General features: G+C 74.5%; 14 protein-coding genes. 6 read left to right on the top strand and 8 right to left on the bottom strand.

The window, feature by feature from the left end:
• Positions 1 to 607: 607 nt before the first annotated feature.
• The 7 genes from ABZ924_RS03690 to ABZ924_RS03660 form a co-directional block, all read right to left on the bottom strand.
• Positions 608 to 1,591, bottom strand: coding sequence for a DJ-1/PfpI family protein (locus ABZ924_RS03690; RefSeq protein WP_361903513.1), 984 nt, complete (start codon positions 1,589 to 1,591; stop codon positions 608 to 610).
• A gap of 72 nt (positions 1,592 to 1,663) precedes the next feature.
• On the bottom strand, positions 1,664 to 2,290 hold the full coding sequence (locus ABZ924_RS03685; RefSeq protein WP_361903510.1) for a DUF4865 family protein: 627 nt from the start codon (positions 2,288 to 2,290) through the stop codon (positions 1,664 to 1,666).
• A 43-nt stretch (positions 2,291 to 2,333) separates the two neighbouring features.
• Complete coding sequence (locus ABZ924_RS03680) at positions 2,334 to 2,915, bottom strand: TetR/AcrR family transcriptional regulator (RefSeq protein WP_361903507.1); 582 nt, start codon at positions 2,913 to 2,915, stop codon at positions 2,334 to 2,336.
• Positions 2,916 to 2,932: 17 nt separating this feature from the next.
• Positions 2,933 to 3,769 carry an alpha/beta hydrolase gene (locus tag ABZ924_RS03675; protein WP_361903504.1) on the bottom strand — a complete coding sequence of 279 codons (837 nt, stop codon included), beginning with the start codon at positions 3,767 to 3,769 and terminating at the stop codon, positions 2,933 to 2,935.
• A gap of 52 nt (positions 3,770 to 3,821) precedes the next feature.
• Positions 3,822 to 4,898, bottom strand: a complete 1,077-nt coding sequence (locus ABZ924_RS03670) for an RNA polymerase sigma-70 factor (protein WP_361903501.1) — start codon at positions 4,896 to 4,898, stop codon at positions 3,822 to 3,824.
• A gap of 35 nt (positions 4,899 to 4,933) precedes the next feature.
• Positions 4,934 to 6,145 (bottom strand): FAD-dependent oxidoreductase, encoded by a 1,212-nt coding sequence (locus ABZ924_RS03665; RefSeq protein ID WP_361903528.1) that lies wholly within the window; start codon positions 6,143 to 6,145, stop codon positions 4,934 to 4,936.
• 105 nt (positions 6,146 to 6,250) lie between these two features.
• Positions 6,251 to 6,940 (bottom strand): ScbR family autoregulator-binding transcription factor, encoded by a 690-nt coding sequence (locus tag ABZ924_RS03660; RefSeq protein ID WP_361903498.1) that lies wholly within the window; start codon positions 6,938 to 6,940, stop codon positions 6,251 to 6,253.
• Positions 6,941 to 7,079: 139 nt separating this feature from the next.
• Here ABZ924_RS03660 and ABZ924_RS03655 point away from each other — a divergent pair, with 139 nt between their 5' ends.
• Entirely contained in the window at positions 7,080 to 7,931 is an 852-nt protein-coding gene (locus ABZ924_RS03655) for an NAD(P)H-binding protein (RefSeq protein ID WP_361903495.1), read from the top strand.
• 234 nt (positions 7,932 to 8,165) lie between these two features.
• Here ABZ924_RS03655 and ABZ924_RS03650 read toward each other — a convergent pair whose 3' ends face one another.
• Positions 8,166 to 9,173 carry a ScbA/BarX family gamma-butyrolactone biosynthesis protein gene (locus ABZ924_RS03650; RefSeq protein WP_361903491.1) on the bottom strand — a complete coding sequence of 336 codons (1,008 nt, stop codon included), beginning with the start codon at positions 9,171 to 9,173 and terminating at the stop codon, positions 8,166 to 8,168.
• Between the two features lie 437 nt (positions 9,174 to 9,610).
• Here ABZ924_RS03650 and ABZ924_RS03645 point away from each other — a divergent pair, with 437 nt between their 5' ends.
• From ABZ924_RS03645 to ABZ924_RS03625, 5 genes are all read left to right on the top strand, one after another.
• Positions 9,611 to 10,240, top strand: coding sequence for a ScbR family autoregulator-binding transcription factor (locus ABZ924_RS03645; RefSeq protein ID WP_361903488.1), 630 nt, complete (start codon positions 9,611 to 9,613; stop codon positions 10,238 to 10,240).
• 232 nt (positions 10,241 to 10,472) lie between these two features.
• Positions 10,473 to 11,381, top strand: a complete 909-nt coding sequence (locus ABZ924_RS03640) for an AfsR/SARP family transcriptional regulator (RefSeq protein ID WP_361903485.1) — start codon at positions 10,473 to 10,475, stop codon at positions 11,379 to 11,381.
• A 100-nt stretch (positions 11,382 to 11,481) separates the two neighbouring features.
• The gene (locus ABZ924_RS03635) at positions 11,482 to 12,210 is read left to right on the top strand and encodes a ScbR family autoregulator-binding transcription factor (RefSeq protein ID WP_361903482.1); all 729 of its coding nucleotides are present in this window, start codon (positions 11,482 to 11,484) and stop codon (positions 12,208 to 12,210) included.
• Between the two features lie 42 nt (positions 12,211 to 12,252).
• Positions 12,253 to 13,002 carry an acyl carrier protein gene (locus tag ABZ924_RS03630; RefSeq protein ID WP_361903479.1) on the top strand — a complete coding sequence of 250 codons (750 nt, stop codon included), beginning with the start codon at positions 12,253 to 12,255 and terminating at the stop codon, positions 13,000 to 13,002.
• Between the two features lie 14 nt (positions 13,003 to 13,016).
• Positions 13,017 to 14,945 carry a beta-ketoacyl synthase N-terminal-like domain-containing protein gene (locus tag ABZ924_RS03625; protein ID WP_361903476.1) on the top strand — a complete coding sequence of 643 codons (1,929 nt, stop codon included), beginning with the start codon at positions 13,017 to 13,019 and terminating at the stop codon, positions 14,943 to 14,945.
• Positions 14,946 to 15,014: the final 69 nt, after the last annotated feature.

The raw sequence follows: 15,014 nt of genomic DNA, 5'->3' as shown, positions 1-15,014 counted from the left end.
TCTCCCCGTCCTCCCCGGCCTGCTTGGGGCGCGCCTCAAGCGCCGGCGGGGCTGGTTGTGCCGGGCCTCGGCTTGGAAGCGGGTGGTGGGTGTGGGTGGGCCGACCTTTGGCTTCGCGGCATGGGGTGTGGGGCGGTGCCCCGGGGATCCCGGCTTCGCCGGGTACCGGGCTCTGCCCGGACCCGCGCCTCAAACGCCGGCGGGGCTGGTTGTGCCGGGCCTCGGCTTGGAAGCGGGTGGTGGGTGTGGGTGGGCCGACCTTCGGCTTCGCGGCATGGGGTGTGGGGCGGCGCCCCGGGGATCCCGGCTTCGCCGGGTACCGGGCTCTGCCCGGACCCGCGCCTCAAACGCCGGCGAGGCTGGTTTGCCGGGCCTCGGCTTCGGAGCAGGCGGTGGGCTGGTTTGCCGGGCGGTGGCTTCGGAGCAGGCGGTGGGCTGGTTTGCCGGGCCTCGGCTTCGGAGCAGGCGGTGGGCTGGTTTGCCGGGCGGCGGCTTCGGAGCAGGCGGTGGGCTGGTTTGCCGGGCCTTGGTGTCGAGGCAGGCGGCGGGTTTGGTTTGCCGGCTTCGGCTTCGAGGTGTCGGTGGGTTGCGGCGGGGGTCGGAGCGGTCAGGTTGTCGTGCGGAAGCGGCGGCGGTAGGTGGCCGGGGTGGTGCCGATTTGGCGGCGGAGGGCTCGGTGGAGGGTTTCCACCGAGCCCAGGCCGCTCGCGGCGGCCACCGCCTCCAGCGGCTCGTCGGTGCTCTCCAGCAACCGCCGGGCCGCCTCCACCCGCGCCGCTTCGACGTAGGCGGCCGGCGTGACCCCCGTCTCCCGCCGGAACACCCGCGCGAAGTGCCGCTCGCTCAGGCACATCCGCTCCGCCAGCGCCCCCGTGGACAGGTCGCCGTCCAGATGGTCGGCGACGTACATCCGCAGCTCGTCGATGTCCCGCCGGGACGCGGCGGACCGGCTCAGCGGGACCGAGAACTGGCTCTGCCCGCCCTGCCGTTTGAGGTACATCACCAGCTGCCGGGCCACCGCCAGGGCGACCTCCTCGCCGAGGTCCTCGGCCACCAGGGCCAGCGCCAGGTCCATGCAGGCGCTGATCCCGGCCCCGGTCCACACCTTCCCGGACCGTACGAAGATCGGATCGGGATCCACCGTCACCGCCGGGTGCTCGGCCGCCAGTTGGTCGGCGGTCGACCAGTGGGTGGTGGCGGTCTTGCCGTCCAGCAGCCCGGCCGCGGCCAGCAGGTGCGCCCCCACGCACACCGACGCCACGCGCCGCGCCGTCGGTGCGGCCGCCTGCAGCCAGGCGACCACGTCCGGGTCGATCCGGGCGACCGGCCCGTCGGGGTGCAGGTCCACCGCACCGGGCACGAGCAGCGTGTCGAGCACCCCCTCGACCTCGGCGAACGTCAGGTCCGTGACCAGCCGTACACCGGCCGAGGTGGCGACCACCCCGGCGGTCGGGCCGGCCAGCTGCACCCGGTAGCCCGCCCGGCCGCCGGTCTCCCGGTTGGCCAGCGCGAACACCTCGGCAGGGCCGGTGACATCGAGGAGGTCGACATCGGGGAAGACCGCGATGACGACCCGGCGGTTCGTGGACATGCACCTATCGTCACTGCCGTGGCCCACGACCACAATGACGCTGTTCCGTCACATCCGGACACCACCACGCTCCTACCAGCTCCGGCCCTCCGGCAGATCGGCCAGGCCCGGGGCGGACAGGTGCAGCACCTCGTAGCGTTCGGTCGCGTCCGCGTCCGCGTCCGTGGGCGGGGTGGCCGTCTCCGCCCACAGAACGAAGCGAAGCAGCTGCCAGTGGTGCGGGTCGACGGCCAACGCGGCCGTGTGCACGCCGTCGTGGCGGGCGAGCTGCCGCAGCTGCTCCGCCTCCCGCTCGATCAGCGCGGTCAGGCCCAGCCCGGTGCGGTCCGGGTCCGCGTCGCAGGGCACGGCGGTCAGACGGCGCGACGCCGCCCGGGGAGGCGCCGTGCGGGCGGGGCCGGCGTGGCAGGCGATGCCCGTCCAGTGGCGGGCGACGGGGCGGCCGAAGTCCCGCACGATGTTCTGGAATCCGCCGCCGCCGACGAGGAAGCGGGCCATCGCGCCCGTGTCGTTCCACAGGTAGAAGGGGGCGTACTGGTTGACCGGCGAGCCGTCGGTTCCGCGTTCGCGGATGACGTACGCCTTCAGCCCCAGCCCGGCGCGGTCGTCGAGGACGTGGCCGCCCTCGGCCACCCGCTTGCGGATGATCTGCATGTCGTAGTCGGCGGGCAGGGTGATCTCGTACTGCTTGGCGTACACGGGGAGCTGCCTTTCTCGGCCGAGGAACGGTCGGAACGGTCGGTCACGCGCGAGCGGTGGGGACGTACGCGGCCAACAGGCCCAGCACCCCGCCGATCGCCTGGTCGAACGGCTGCACGGAGTCGGCGGCGCGGGCCAGGACGTAACCGCCCTGCAGGACCGCGACGACGGTCGCGGCGGTGGCCTGCGGGTCCAGCGCGGCATCGAGTTCGCCGCGCTCGCGCCCCTCGGCCAGGACCTCGGCGAGGCGTCCGCGCAGCCAGGCCAGGGTCTCGTCGACCGGCGCCCGCAGCAGCGGATCGGCCATCACGTCCGGGTCCTGGGTGAGGCGTCCGACGGGACAGCCCTTGAGGACGTCCCGCTCGCGGCGCAGGTACGCGGTGACCCGCTCGACCGCGTTGCCCGGCCCGGCGAACTGCTCCTCGGCCTTGGCGCGCATCTCCTCGGCGGTGCGGCGGATCGCGGCGAGCGCCAGGTCCGGCTTGCCGGTGAAGTGGTGGTACATGCTGCCCTGCCCGGCCCCGGCCCGCTGCTGGATGGCCTTGGGGCTGGTGCCGGTGTAGCCCCGCTCCCACAGCAGTTCGCGGGTGCTTTCGATGAGGCGGTCGGCGGTGCTCGTGCTCATGGAGGCGACTATACATACTAGTTGGTACAGCGCGTCAGGCGGCGGACGGGGTCTGCGGGAACGCCGCGGAGGAAATCGCGGAGCAGCTGCAGCAGTACGTCGGTCCGTTCGAGGTGGAGGTCGTGGCCCGTGCCGGGGATGCTCACCGCCGCGGCGTCCGGTCGCAGGCGGAGCATCTCGCCGATCTCCCGGGGCGGGACGATGCCGGACCGGCCGAGGACGACCAGGGTCGGGCAGGTGGTCTTCGTCCACTCGTCCCAGAAGGAGGCCCGGGCGATCTCGGCCAGCGAGCCGACCATGACGTCACGGTCGAAGCGGGGCCACCAGCCGCCGTCGCGCTCCTCCAGGCCGGCCGCCCAGCCCTCGCCGACCGCCCCTGCGCCGAGGAAGCCGGCGGCGGCTTCCCGCGACGGGAACGGGACCGGCCATGAGTCGAGCCAGCCGCCGACCTCCTGCTGCACCCGGGGATTCGGGCCGCCGGGGCCGGCTTCGACCAGGACGAGTGCATGGACGAGGCCGGGGTGCGCGGCTGCGGTGAGCATGGCGGTGTGGCCGCCCAGCGACTGGCCGACGAGAACGGGCGCCTGCAGGCCGAGCTGGTCGAGGACGGCGACCACATCGGCGACGTAGGCGGCCCGGGAGAGGTCCGCGGGCAGGCGTTCGCTGGCGCCATGGCCGCGCTGGTCCACCGCCACGACCCGGTGCCGGGCCTGCAGGTGCCGGGCGAGGGCGTCCCATTCGCCCGCGTGGCCGGCCAGCCCGTGCAGCAGGACGACGGGGCGTCCGGGGCCCGCCCAGTCACGGCAGGAGATGCGGACGCCGTCGCGCTCCACGATGCGGGTGGACCAGGTCATACGGTTCTCTCTCCAGGTCATTCAGGGACAGGGCCTCGCGGGAACGCGGCGTTCAGTGCAGGGTGAGCGGGGTCTCGGAGGCGAAGCGGGTCAGCTTCTCCGGGTTGCGGACGTAGTAGAGGCCCGAGATGCGGCCGTCCTCGACCCGGACCGCCATGACGCCGTCGAACTGCCCGTCCAGGTGGACGCGGAGCGCCGGGGCGCCGTTGACGACGGTGGGGGCGACCGTGAGCGGGAGCTTGGTCTTGCCGATGCCGCCGAGCATGAAGCGGACCACCTTGTCGGCCCCGCTGATCGGCCGGAGCGCGGCCTGCTTGATGCCGCCGCCGTCGCCCACCAGGACGACGTCCGGGGCGAGTACGTCGAGGAGGCCCTGCGGGTCCCCGGTCTCGAGCGCGCGCAGGAACGACTCCACGGCCGCGGAGGCCACGCCCGGGGCCACCGGCTGGCGCGGTCGGCGCGCATCGACGTGCCGGCGGGCGCGGTGCGCGATCTGGCGGACGGCCGCGGGGCTCTTGTCGACGGCGGCGGCGATCTCGTCGTAGCCGAGGTCGAAGGCCTCGCGCAGGACGAAGACGGCGCGCTCGGTCGGCGACAGAGTCTCCAGGACGAGCATCATCGCCATCGACACGCTCTCGGCGAGCTCCACGTCCTCGGCCACGTCCGGCGCGGTGAGCAGCGGCTCGGGCAGCCACTGGCCGACGTACGCCTCCTTGCGGCGCTGCATCGTGCGCAGCCGGTTGAGGGCCTGGCGGGTCGTGATCCGGACCAGGTAGGCGCGCTGGTCGCGCACGTGCGCCAGGTCGACCTTGACCCACCGCAGCCAGGTCTCCTGCAGGACGTCCTCGGCGTCGGCGGCCGAGCCGAGCATCTCGTAGGCGACGGTGAAGAGCAGGTTGCGGTGGGCGACGAAGGCCTCGGTCGCCGGGTCGGTGCCGCCGGTGCGGAGGCTTCCGTCGCTCCCGCCGCCCCTGCTGGTGATACCGTCCCCGCCGATCGCCTTGCCCTCGCCGAGCGCCTCGCCCCCGCCGTTTACGTCTCGGAATCCGCTCGCGTCGCCCATGTCCCCGTACCCCTCCCTCGCAGCCGGCCGGCCCTGGTCGCCGGCGGCCTCCGACCGCGTGGCCACGGCAAGATCATCTTTCCTTTCCGTGGGACGTCCGGCTAGGCCGCCGCCCGTTCCGCCGTGGCCTGCGCCTCGCCGTGCGTGGCCCGGAGCAGCCGCTCCTGCCGCTTGGCGTCCTTCGCCCACCAGGTCCGCACCCCGGGCTTGCGCGCCTCGTAACCCAGCTGCCACAGGATGCTCCGGCAGATGAGCTCCTTGACCTTCGCCCCCGGGCGGCCGCCGATGTGGTGCTTCTTCGCGACGTCGTCCTTCGAGGCGAACTGGAAGATGCCCGCGCGGCGCCCCAGGCTGACGCACAGCCCGGCGAACCCCACCTCGACCGGGGCGGGTTCCTCGCCCGCGATCCGGCTCAGCACCGTCCGGGCGGCCTGCGGGCCCAGCTGCACCGCGGCCTGGCAGCCCATCCGGTACGGCAGGCCCGACGGCGCGGCCGAGTCCCCGGCCGCGACGATGCGTACGTCGTCCAGGCTGGTCAGCGTTTCGTCGGTGAGCAGGCGGCCCAGGGCGTCCGTGCGCAGGCCGCTGCGCCGGGCGAGGTCCGGCACGCCGAAGCCGGCGGTCCAGATGGTCACCGCGCTCGGCAGCCGACGGCCGTCGCGGAGCCGCACCGCATCGCGCGTCACGGCCGTCACCTTGGTGTCGGGGCCTTCGAGCACGGTCACACCGAGCGCGGCGAGCCGCCCGGCCACCGAGCGCCGGCCGCGGGCGTGCAGGTACGGGCCGAGCGCCCCGCCGCACACCAGGGTCACCCTGCGGCCCTGCTCGGCCAGTTCGGCGGCGGTCTCGATGCCGGTCGGACCGGCCCCGACGACCGTCACCGCGGCCGCCGCGGGCGCGGCGTCCAGGGCCGGCCGCAGCCGCTGCACCTCCTCCAGGGTGGCGATCGGGTAGGCGAACTCGGCCGCGCCGGGCACGCCCGGGTCGGCGCTGCCGCTGCCCACCGCGTAGACGAGGTGGTCGTAGCCGACCGTGCCGCCGCTCGCCAGGGCCAGGGTGCGCCCGGCCGCGTCGATCCGGGTCACGGTGTCGACCACCAGCCGGACGCCCGCGGCCAGGACCTTGCGGTACTCCACGACGGCCTCGCCGGTCCCGCCGACCAACTGGTGCAGGCGGACCCGGTCGACGAAGGCCGGGCGCGGGTTGACCAGCGTCACGGTCACGTCGTCGCGCTGCGTCAGGCGGTTGGCCGCCATCACGCCGGAGTACCCTCCGCCGATCACGACCACCTCGGTGCGCGTGTTCCCCGTCATGTCGGTCATGCCCGTCTCCTCCGTCGTCTCAAGGCGTTCGGCCTCAAGACACCGGGCACCGGGACCCTGTGACAGTCTGTGAGCCGGATCACTCCGGCCCGGCGGTCAGACGGCTGCGGGGGCGGGCGCGGAGGGGGAGGGGGGCTGGGGGAGTTCCGAGGTCTGGAGGGCTTCGGTGTAGACCGCTGCGCCGCGGCCCTCGGAGAGGTCGAGGGAGGCGAGGACGGAGGGGACCACGATGCTCGGCAGCATGTGGCGCATCAGCGCGGACACCCGGCCCACCAGGTCCTGGTAGTCGCAGATGGCCTGGGACATGGACTGGATGCCGGCGAAGGAGCCGACGATCACCTCGGCCGTCTCCGACGGCACGACGTGGGGCAGCAGTTCGCCCTGGGCCTGGGCCCGCAGCAGCAGGTCCAGCCCGATCTCGCACCAGCGCAGGAACGGCCCGCTGCGGTCGAGGCCCTGGGCCAGCTGGTCCATCGAGAGCCGGACGCCGGCGCGCACCATCGGGTCGGTCTGGAGGCGGTGGGCGTGCAGCATCACGGCGTCGACGATCTCCTGCACCTTCGAGGCGCGCGGCGGGATCGAGAACTGCTGGTCCTGCTCGGCGAGCACGCCCTGGGCCAGGTCCTCCTTCGACTGGAAGTGGAAGTACAGCGCGCCCTTGGTCACGCCGGCGGTGGTGAGGATCTCGGAGATCGTCGCCGCCTGGTACCCACGCTCCTCGAAGATCTTGGCAGCTGCGGTGAGGATCGTCTTGCGTGTGCGGATGGCTCGGACTTGCTCGGCCACGTGCCTCCCACCTCCTCGGGCTAGGCGAACCGTTGAAGGCTCAGAAAAGAAACCGTCCAGTTTGTATTTTACATAGGGTAACCCCTGCGCCAAACGTGCACCACTAACAGGTGTAAGTTTCAGTCAAGTTGGGATGCTGATGATCCTTGTGACAGGTGCCACCGGAACCGTCGGCCGCGAGGTGCTCCGCCTCCTCCCCGCCGACCTGCCCGTTCGCGTCATGGCCCGGGTCCCGGACCGGGTCCAGGGCGCCCCCGCCGGCGCCGAGACCGTCCGCGGCGACTACACCGATCCGCGCTCGCTCGCCGCCGCCCTCGGCGGGATCCGCGCCGTCTTCCTCGTCACCGCCGACCTGCGCCGCGACGACGGGGAGTTCCTGCGCCTGGCGCGGTCGGCCGGGGTGCGCCACGTGGTGAAGCTGTCCGCCGCCGCCGTCGAGGACCCCCGGGCCGACGACGTCATCACCCGCTGGCAGCGCGGCAACGAGGAGCTGCTGCGCGCTTCGGGGATGGAGTGGACCCTGCTGCGGCCCCGCTCGTTCATGTCCAACGCGCTCTCCTGGGCCGGCTCCGTCCGCTCCGGACAGGTGGTCCGCGCCCTGTACGGGGACTCGGCGAACTCCTGCGTCGACCCGCGCGACCTCGCCGAGGCGGCGGCCGGCGCCCTCACCGGGCGGATCCCGGCGGGCGCCGCCCACACCCTGACGGGGCCGCAGGCGCTCACCGCCGTCGAGCAGACGGCCCTGCTCGCCGAACTGCTCGGCCGGCCGCTGCGGTTCGAGGAGCTGGACGCGGACCGGGCGCGCGCCGCGCTCGGCCGGCGCCACCCGGACGCCGTGGTCCGGGCGCTCCTGCACAGTGCGCAGCGGCAGCGCGAGGGGGCCAAGTCCCGGGTCGACGACACCCTTCCCCGGCTGCTCGGCCGGCCCGCGCGGTCCTTCCGTACCTGGGCGGCGGACCACCTGGACGCCTTCGCGCCGCCCCGGGGGTGAGGGCGGGGCCGGGGGCGGCGGTGCCCCCGGCGCGGTCCTGCGCTAGGCCGTCTATTCCGGATCTTGCTCCCCCAGCTACCGCTGGGCGGTGCCCCCAGACCCGCGCCGCCCGGCACCGCACCTCGCTGCGTTGTCGGGGCACCCGAGGACGTCCAGTAATCGGGAGCCTCTCCGCCTTGCGATGCACGGCACCGGACGACGCGGGCTTGACCGGCAAGATCCGAAAGAGACGACCTAGAGGTGGTGCGTGCCGGCCGTGACCTTCGAGCGGAAGAGCTCGGCGCCGCCCTGGCGGGCCGTCACCAGCACGGCCTCCTCGTCCTCGGCGGCCGCGGGGACCCGGACGGCCTCGATCGTGCAGGGCGCGTCCAGCTCGGCGTACCGCTTGAACTCGCTGGCGAAGCCCAGGGGGAGGTACGAGGACCGGCCGAGCGCGGCCGCCGTGGCCTGGCGGGCCGCCTCCAGCAGTACCATCCCCGGGACGTGGTCCACCGCGTGCTCGAACAGCACCGGGTGGCGCGTGTCCACTCTGAGCCGCCAGCGGTCCTGCTCGCCGGTGGGGGAGAGCACGACGTCCATGGGGGACATCCGCCCGACGCTCTGCGGGGCCGCCGGGCTGATGAGCGGGAGGCGGTACCAGTCGCCGTCGAGGGTGTGCTCGCCGCGCACCCGCTTGTACACCGCGGGCGCCATGCAGGAGAAGGAGCCGCCGCCCGTCGCCACGACGTGCCCGTCGCGGTGGAAGACCGCCTCGATGCGCAGACCTGACAGAGCGCTGCCGCGGCGGTTGACCTCCGTGCAGGTGACGTCGATGGTGAGGGTCGCCGGCTCGTAGCCGACGCCCAGGTGCTGGGGGTGCACCGCGATGTCGAGGTCCCAGATGACGAACTGGTGGCCGAACGGAACGCCGAACTCGGCATGGCCCAGGAGGATGCCGATCTGGCGGATGGTCTCGCAGGCGATGAGCGGGTCGTGGTAGCCGCCTGCGACCGGGGTGAAGAAGCTGTGGCTGCGGGGCCACTGGGCGGCCATGACGAAATGGGTGTCGTCGACGCGCGCCCAGTCGGTGAGCACGACCTCCGCGACCGCGGACCGGTGCACCAGTTCCTTGGGCACGGTCGTGGTCAGCGTCGTGGGGCAGGATCCGGCGGACCTGCCGGCCGACGCGGCGAAAGCCGCCCGGGCCCCCTTCGTGTCTCCGTCGTGCGTGGTCCGTTCGATCTGGAACGTGCTCGCAGACATCGATCCCCCTGGTCTGTGCGCCGTGGGTGCGGTGCGGGTTGCCCCTTGGCCGGGAAAACTACATACCAACCGGTTTAATTTCTAGGGGCTATCGGTCGGCGTCGGCAAAATTGGCGCAGCCGTTTACTTCGATTCGTCTGCTATTGCCGGTGTTGCCTGGCCGCGGGCCTGCCGCCCCGGCGGCCGTCGCGCGTCCGGTCGAGACGGCGACGAGCGGGCGGCGAGCCCGTCTTGAGTGGATCTCCGAGCGCAACGGCAGTGCCGCGTGCGCGAATCTGTCCGACCTGCCCCCTTGACCCGGGTTGAGGCCTGCGCCGGTATCCAAAACCGCTCAGACGGTTTGTTAGAGTCCCCGTCAACTCGGTCAGTTGGTTCAACTGGCTCAAGTGGGTCAGTTGGGTCGACTGGCCGAATCCCCCGCACTCACGGAGCAGCCGATGGCCAAGCAGGAACGCGCGGTGCGCACGCGTGACGCCCTGATCGGGTCCGCAGCCGAGATCTTCGACCGGGAGGGCTATACGGTCGCCTCCCTCACCGCGATCAGCTCGCTGGCCGGCGTGAGCAACGGGGCACTGCACTTCCACTTCGCCAGCAAGGCGGCGCTGGCCGACGCCGTCGAGGCCGCGGCCCTGCTCCGCCTCGCGGACGTCACCGGTGACGCGCACCCGACCGGCGGGCGGCGCCTGCAGGCCCTCGTCGACGCGACCCACCGGCTGGCGGCCGCCCTGCGCGCCGACGTGGTGCTGCGGGCGGGCTTCCAGCTGTGCGGCGAGAGCGTCCGGCCGCCGGAGGAGGACCTGCGCGAGCGGTGGCGGGCCTGGGTCGAAGAGGCGGTACGGCGGGCCGAGTCGGCCGGCGAGCTGCGCCCCGGGGTGGCGGTGGCGGACGTGGTCGCGGCCGTGGTGGCGGCGACCGTCGGCCTCGAGGTGCTCGGCGCCCGGGACACGCGGTGGCTCTCGGCGGCCACCGTCACCCGGCTCTGGCGCCTGCTGCTGCCCACGCTCGTACCGTCGGCGCTCGCCGCGGACCTGGTGCCGGAGGGGAGCGGGCCGAGCCGGCCGCTCTAGCGACTTTCCGGTCTGTTTCAGGGTGGGTCGGGGAGGATTCCGGACGGGTGTGGGTGCCGGAGGCCATGCGGTCGCAATCCGTGTAGAACGCAAACTCCCATGTCAGGAGCGCGAGTTGGGATCACCGAAGCGTATCGCTCACGCCAAAACAGCACGGTCGGTTTTGTATTGACAAACCGTCGGGCCTGTTTTTTACTGAGGAAGGCTCATCCACGGACCAGGGGAGTACGGCGTGGACATCGAAGTACTGGGCACACTGGCGGTGCGGGAACAGGGAGTCTCCATCACTCCGACCGCCCCCAAGCCGCGACAGGTGCTGGCACTCCTGGCGCTCCATGCCGACCAGGTGGTCCCGGTCTCGGCCCTCATCGAGGAGCTGTGGGCCGGCGCCCCGCCGCGCAGCGCCCGCACGACGCTCCAGACGTACGTCCTCCAGCTGCGGGCCCTCATCGCGAGCGCCCTGGACCACGGCGCGGGGGACGCGGCCGGGGCTGGCACCGACATCGACGCCGGTGTCGGGGCCGCAGGCGCAACCGCAACCGGAATCCGCTCCGCGGGGCTGCGGCGCACCGCCAAGGACGTGCTCGTCACACTGCCCGGCGGCTACCTGCTCAACAGCGGCGGCGGCACCAGCGACGTCCGCGAGTTCGACCGGCTCGCCGGCATGGGCTACCGGGCCATGGACGCGGACGACTTCCCCGGCGCCGCCCGGCTGCTGCGCGAGGCCCTCTCGCTCTGGTCCGGCCCGGCCTTCGCCGACGTACAGGGCGGCGCCCAGCTCGACATGGAGGCCCGCCGGCTCGAGGAGACCCGGCTGTGCGCCCTCGACCAGCGCATCGAGGCCGACCTGCGGCTCGGCCGGCACCGCGAGCTGCTCGCCGAACTGACCGTCCTCGCCAGCCGCTACCGCACCCACGAGAACCTGCACGGGCAGTTCATGCTGGCCCTGCACCGCTCCGGACGCCGCGGCGAGGCCCTCGACGTCTACCAGCGGCTGCGCGCGACCCTCGTACGGGAGCTCGGCATCGAACCGTCCGCGGCCCTGCGCAGACTCCAGCGGTCCATCCTGATGGCCGCCCCCGAGAACCAGCTCGACAATGCCGCGAAGGCCGCCGCCGAGCGACTCGTGCGCGTCGGCTGACATGGCCGCCCCGCGCGCAGCGCGCACCCCGCGTACGAAGCGCACGCCGAGCACCCCGAGCACCCCGACAGGCAGGCCCTCGAGCCGAGGAGGCAGCGCCGTGCAGGAGAGGTCGGAGCGCACCCGCAGGCGGCTCGTCCGGGCTGGGGCCGAGATGTTCCGGCGCAACGGGTACGACCGGTCGACGCTCGGCGACATCGCACGCACCGCGGGCGTCACCAAGGGCGCCCTGTACTTCCACTTCGCCTCCAAGGACGAGCTCGCCGAAGCCGTCCAGCAGCGCGGCGCCGCCCTGCTCGGCGAGACCGTACGCGACCTGGGCGCGTCGGGCGGCACACCGCTCCAGGCGCTCGTCGACCTCACCCATTGGCTGGCCCGCACCCTGCACGACGACCCTGCGGTGCCCGCGAGCTTCCGGATCACGGTGGAGTGCACCGGCCGGGAGGGCGGCGGCACCGACTTCCGGCGGGCCTGGCTCGCGGCGGTCTGCGCCCTGCTGCGGCGCGCCCGCGACGCCGGCGAACTGCGGGCCGGGGCCGGGCGGTACGGCGCGGGGTGGGAGAGGGCCGAGTCGCTCGTCGCCGCGGCCGCCTGCGGCATCGAGGCCATGGCCGCGACCGGCATGCCGTATGAGGAGCTCGGTCGCCGGGTCGCCGCGCTGTGGGAGCTGCTGCTGCCCGCCCTGGTACCGGCCGGGGCCGCGGCACGCTACCGCACCGCGCCGGCCGGGAGCGCCGGGGACGGGAGCGCCGCGAACGGGAGCGCCGCGGCCGGGAGTGCCGCGGACGGCACCCGCGGGCTGTCGCCGTACCTGGGCAGTGCCGTCTGAAGGCGCCACCGCCCCGCACCGCCGAGTCCTGGAGAGCCGCAGATGACGAGTGAACGCCCCGCCACCGCACCCGCCACCGCCTCGGCCGCCGTGCCCGCCGCCGTGCCCGCTGCCGTGCCGGCCGCCGTGCTGAGGGACGTCGTCGGCGTCCTCGGCGACGTGCTGCGCAAGCGGCCCGGGGCCATCGACCCGGAGCAGACCTTCCAGTCCCTCGGGATGGACTCCCTGCTGACCGTGGAACTGGTGGCCGTCGTCAACGCCCGGTACGGGACGGAGATCCTGCCGACCGACCTGTACGACCACCCGACGCCCGAGTCCTTCGCCCGGCAGGTGGCCGCCGAACTGGACCGGGTGGGCACCGTGGTTCCGGCCGGGGTCCCGGCCGTCGGCCGGGCCGCGCGCGCGGCGGAGCCGGCGGCGGTCGCGCCTGCTGCTGCCGGGACCGACGAGGTCGCCCGGGCGCTGCGCGAACAGCTCGCCGCCGTCCTGTGCTGCGACGTGTGGGACGTCGGGCCCGACACCGACTTCGCCACGCTCGGCCTGGACTCCATCCTCGGCGCCGAGTTCGTCGCCACCATCAACCGGACCTTCGGCCTCCAGGAGCGGGCGGTGGTCCTGTACGACCACCCCGACATCACCGCGCTCGCCGCCCACGTCGCCGAGCTCCTCGGCGCCGCCCCGCGGGTGCCGGCCGCGGTGGGCGCCGCCGGGCTCGACGTCCTGCTGGACGCGGTGCGCGACGACCGGCTGACCGTGGACGAGGCGCTCGTCCTGCTCGCCCGGCGCAGCTGAGGGAACCCGTCCGGATGGACGAGAGGGAGATCCTGACCCGGTTCCGCAACGGCACCCTGACCCGCGCCCAGACCACGGCCCTCCTGGCGGACGCCGTCCCGCCCCCCGGCCCGGGCGTCGTTCCCGGCGGCCCCGGCCCCGGCCCCGGCCCCGCCGCCGGCACCGAGCCCGGCGCAGGAGCCGGCCTCGCCGGGGGGCCCGGCGCCACCTCCGACGCGGGCTCCGACGCCGGCCCCGACCCCGGCCCCGGCCCCGGCGGGATCGGCCCCGACCCGCGCCTCGACTCCGGCTCCGGGCCCGGTCCTCAGCCTGGCCCCGGTCCTCAGCCTGGCCCCGGGCTTCGGTCCGGCCCCGGGCTTCGGCCCGGATCCGGTCCGGGGGGTGCGGACGGGGCCGTCGCCGTCGTCGGGATGGCCGGGCGGCAGCCCGGGGGCGGGGACCTCGGGGCCGTGTGGCGGCAGGCCGAGGGCGGGGGGAGCACCGCCTCCGGGCCGCCGGTCGGGCGGGGCGGGAGGGTGGTCGGGCACTACCTCGACCGCGTCCAGGACTTCGATGCCGACTTCTTCGGGATCGACCCCGCCGAGGCGGCCCTCACCGACCCCCAGGAGCGGCTCTTCCTGGAGACCGCCTGGGAGGCCCTGGAGGACGCGGGCTGTACCGGCAGCCGGCTCGACGCCCTGTGCGCCGCCGACGGAACGCCCCGCAGCATCGGCGTGTTCGCGGGCGCCGGGCCGGGGGACTACGCGCTGCTCGCCGCCGAGTCCTGGGGTCGCGGCCACCGCCGCCCCCTGCCGCGCGGCGGCAGCTGGAACCTCTCCAACCGGATCTCCGGGCTGCTGCGGCTGACCGGCCCCAGCGTCAGCATCGACACCGCCGAGTCCTCCGCCCTCGTCGCCCTGCACCACGCCCTCTCGGCCCTGCGGCGCGGCGAGTGCGCGGCGGCCCTGGTCGGCGGGGTGCAGCTGCTGCTGCACGCCTCCAGCCGCCGCCCCGGCGCGGGCGAAGCGGTCGGCGCGCTGGTCCTCAAACCGCTCGAACGGGCCCTCGCCGACGGCGACACCGTGCACTGCCTGATCCGCGGCAGCGCCGTGGGACACGAGGCCGACGCCGACAGGGACGCCGGCCCCGCCGAGCGGATCGTACGGGCGGCCCTGCGCGAGGCCGGTGCCGAGCCGGGCGGCGGCGGGCTGCTGCGCGAGGACGCGGGATCGGTGGCCGCCGCCGTCGGCGCGGCCGGGGCCGCCACCGGCATCGCCGTGCTGCTGCGCGCCGCCCTGCAGCTGCGCCACGGCGTCCTGCTCCCCGCGGCCGGCCGCCCGGCGGCCGCCCCCTGGCCGGCGCCCGCCGGCGGGGTGCGCCGGGCCTCGGCCGGGGTCCGGGGCGCCGGCGGTGTCGAGGCGCACGTGGTCCTGGAGGAGTACGTCCCGCCACCCGGCGCGAGAACCGGGCGGGACGCCCCGTCCGCCGAGCTGGTGGTGCTGTCCGCGCCCACCCCGGCCCATCTGGCGGCCACCGCACGCCGGTTCGCCGGATTCCTGGCCGCGCCGGGCCCGCGGACGGACCTCGCGGCGCTCGCGCGCAGCCTGCGCACCGGGCGCGCCGCGATGGACTGCCGGTACGCGGCCGTCGTCGCCGACACCGGCCGGCTGGCCCGCGTACTGGCGGACCTCGACCCCGAGGACGGCCGCGACCCCGACTGCGCCGACCTGCGCCACGGCGCCGCGGACCCGCTCGGGCTCGGCGAGGCGCCCGAGACCCGCGACTACCTCGCCGCGCTCTGGTCGGGGCGGCGCCTGCACCAGGTGAAGCGGCTGTGGCTGGCGGGGCTGGACGTGGACTGGGCCGCACTGGAGGACGACCGCGGCCACGGCTCGGTCGCCGTTCCGCTGCCGCCGTCCGCCTTTCTGCGCACCCCGCTGTGGCTCGACGCACCCCGTTTTTGATTTCCTGCGATTATCCCACCCGGTGGAATACGGCTCGGGGCCCGGTGGAGCAGGGCCGGAATTCCGGCG

It is taken from the genome of Streptomyces sp. NPDC046876 (genome assembly GCF_040645035.1).
GTDB lineage: Bacteria > Actinomycetota > Actinomycetes > Streptomycetales > Streptomycetaceae > Streptomyces.
The sequence above is the reverse complement of the archived record's forward strand: the minus strand, read 5'-3'. Positions and strand labels throughout refer to the sequence as shown.

Bases quoted from the DNA above. Each gene is read 5' to 3' on its own strand.
- ABZ924_RS03645 (WP_361903488.1), top strand. From the start codon at position 9,611: ATGGCCAAGCAGGAACGCGCGGTGCGCACGCGTGACGCCCTGATCGGG.
- ABZ924_RS03680 (WP_361903507.1), bottom strand. From the start codon at position 2,915: ATGAGCACGAGCACCGCCGACCGCCTCATCGAAAGCACCCGCGAACTG.
- ABZ924_RS03630 (WP_361903479.1), top strand. From the start codon at position 12,253: ATGACGAGTGAACGCCCCGCCACCGCACCCGCCACCGCCTCGGCCGCC.
- ABZ924_RS03665 (WP_361903528.1), bottom strand. From the start codon at position 6,145: ATGACGGGGAACACGCGCACCGAGGTGGTCGTGATCGGCGGAGGGTAC.
- ABZ924_RS03625 (WP_361903476.1), top strand. From the start codon at position 13,017: ATGGACGAGAGGGAGATCCTGACCCGGTTCCGCAACGGCACCCTGACC.
- ABZ924_RS03655 (WP_361903495.1), top strand. From the start codon at position 7,080: ATGATCCTTGTGACAGGTGCCACCGGAACCGTCGGCCGCGAGGTGCTC.
- ABZ924_RS03690 (WP_361903513.1), bottom strand. From the start codon at position 1,591: ATGTCCACGAACCGCCGGGTCGTCATCGCGGTCTTCCCCGATGTCGAC.
- ABZ924_RS03650 (WP_361903491.1), bottom strand. From the start codon at position 9,173: ATGTCTGCGAGCACGTTCCAGATCGAACGGACCACGCACGACGGAGAC.
- ABZ924_RS03675 (WP_361903504.1), bottom strand. From the start codon at position 3,769: ATGACCTGGTCCACCCGCATCGTGGAGCGCGACGGCGTCCGCATCTCC.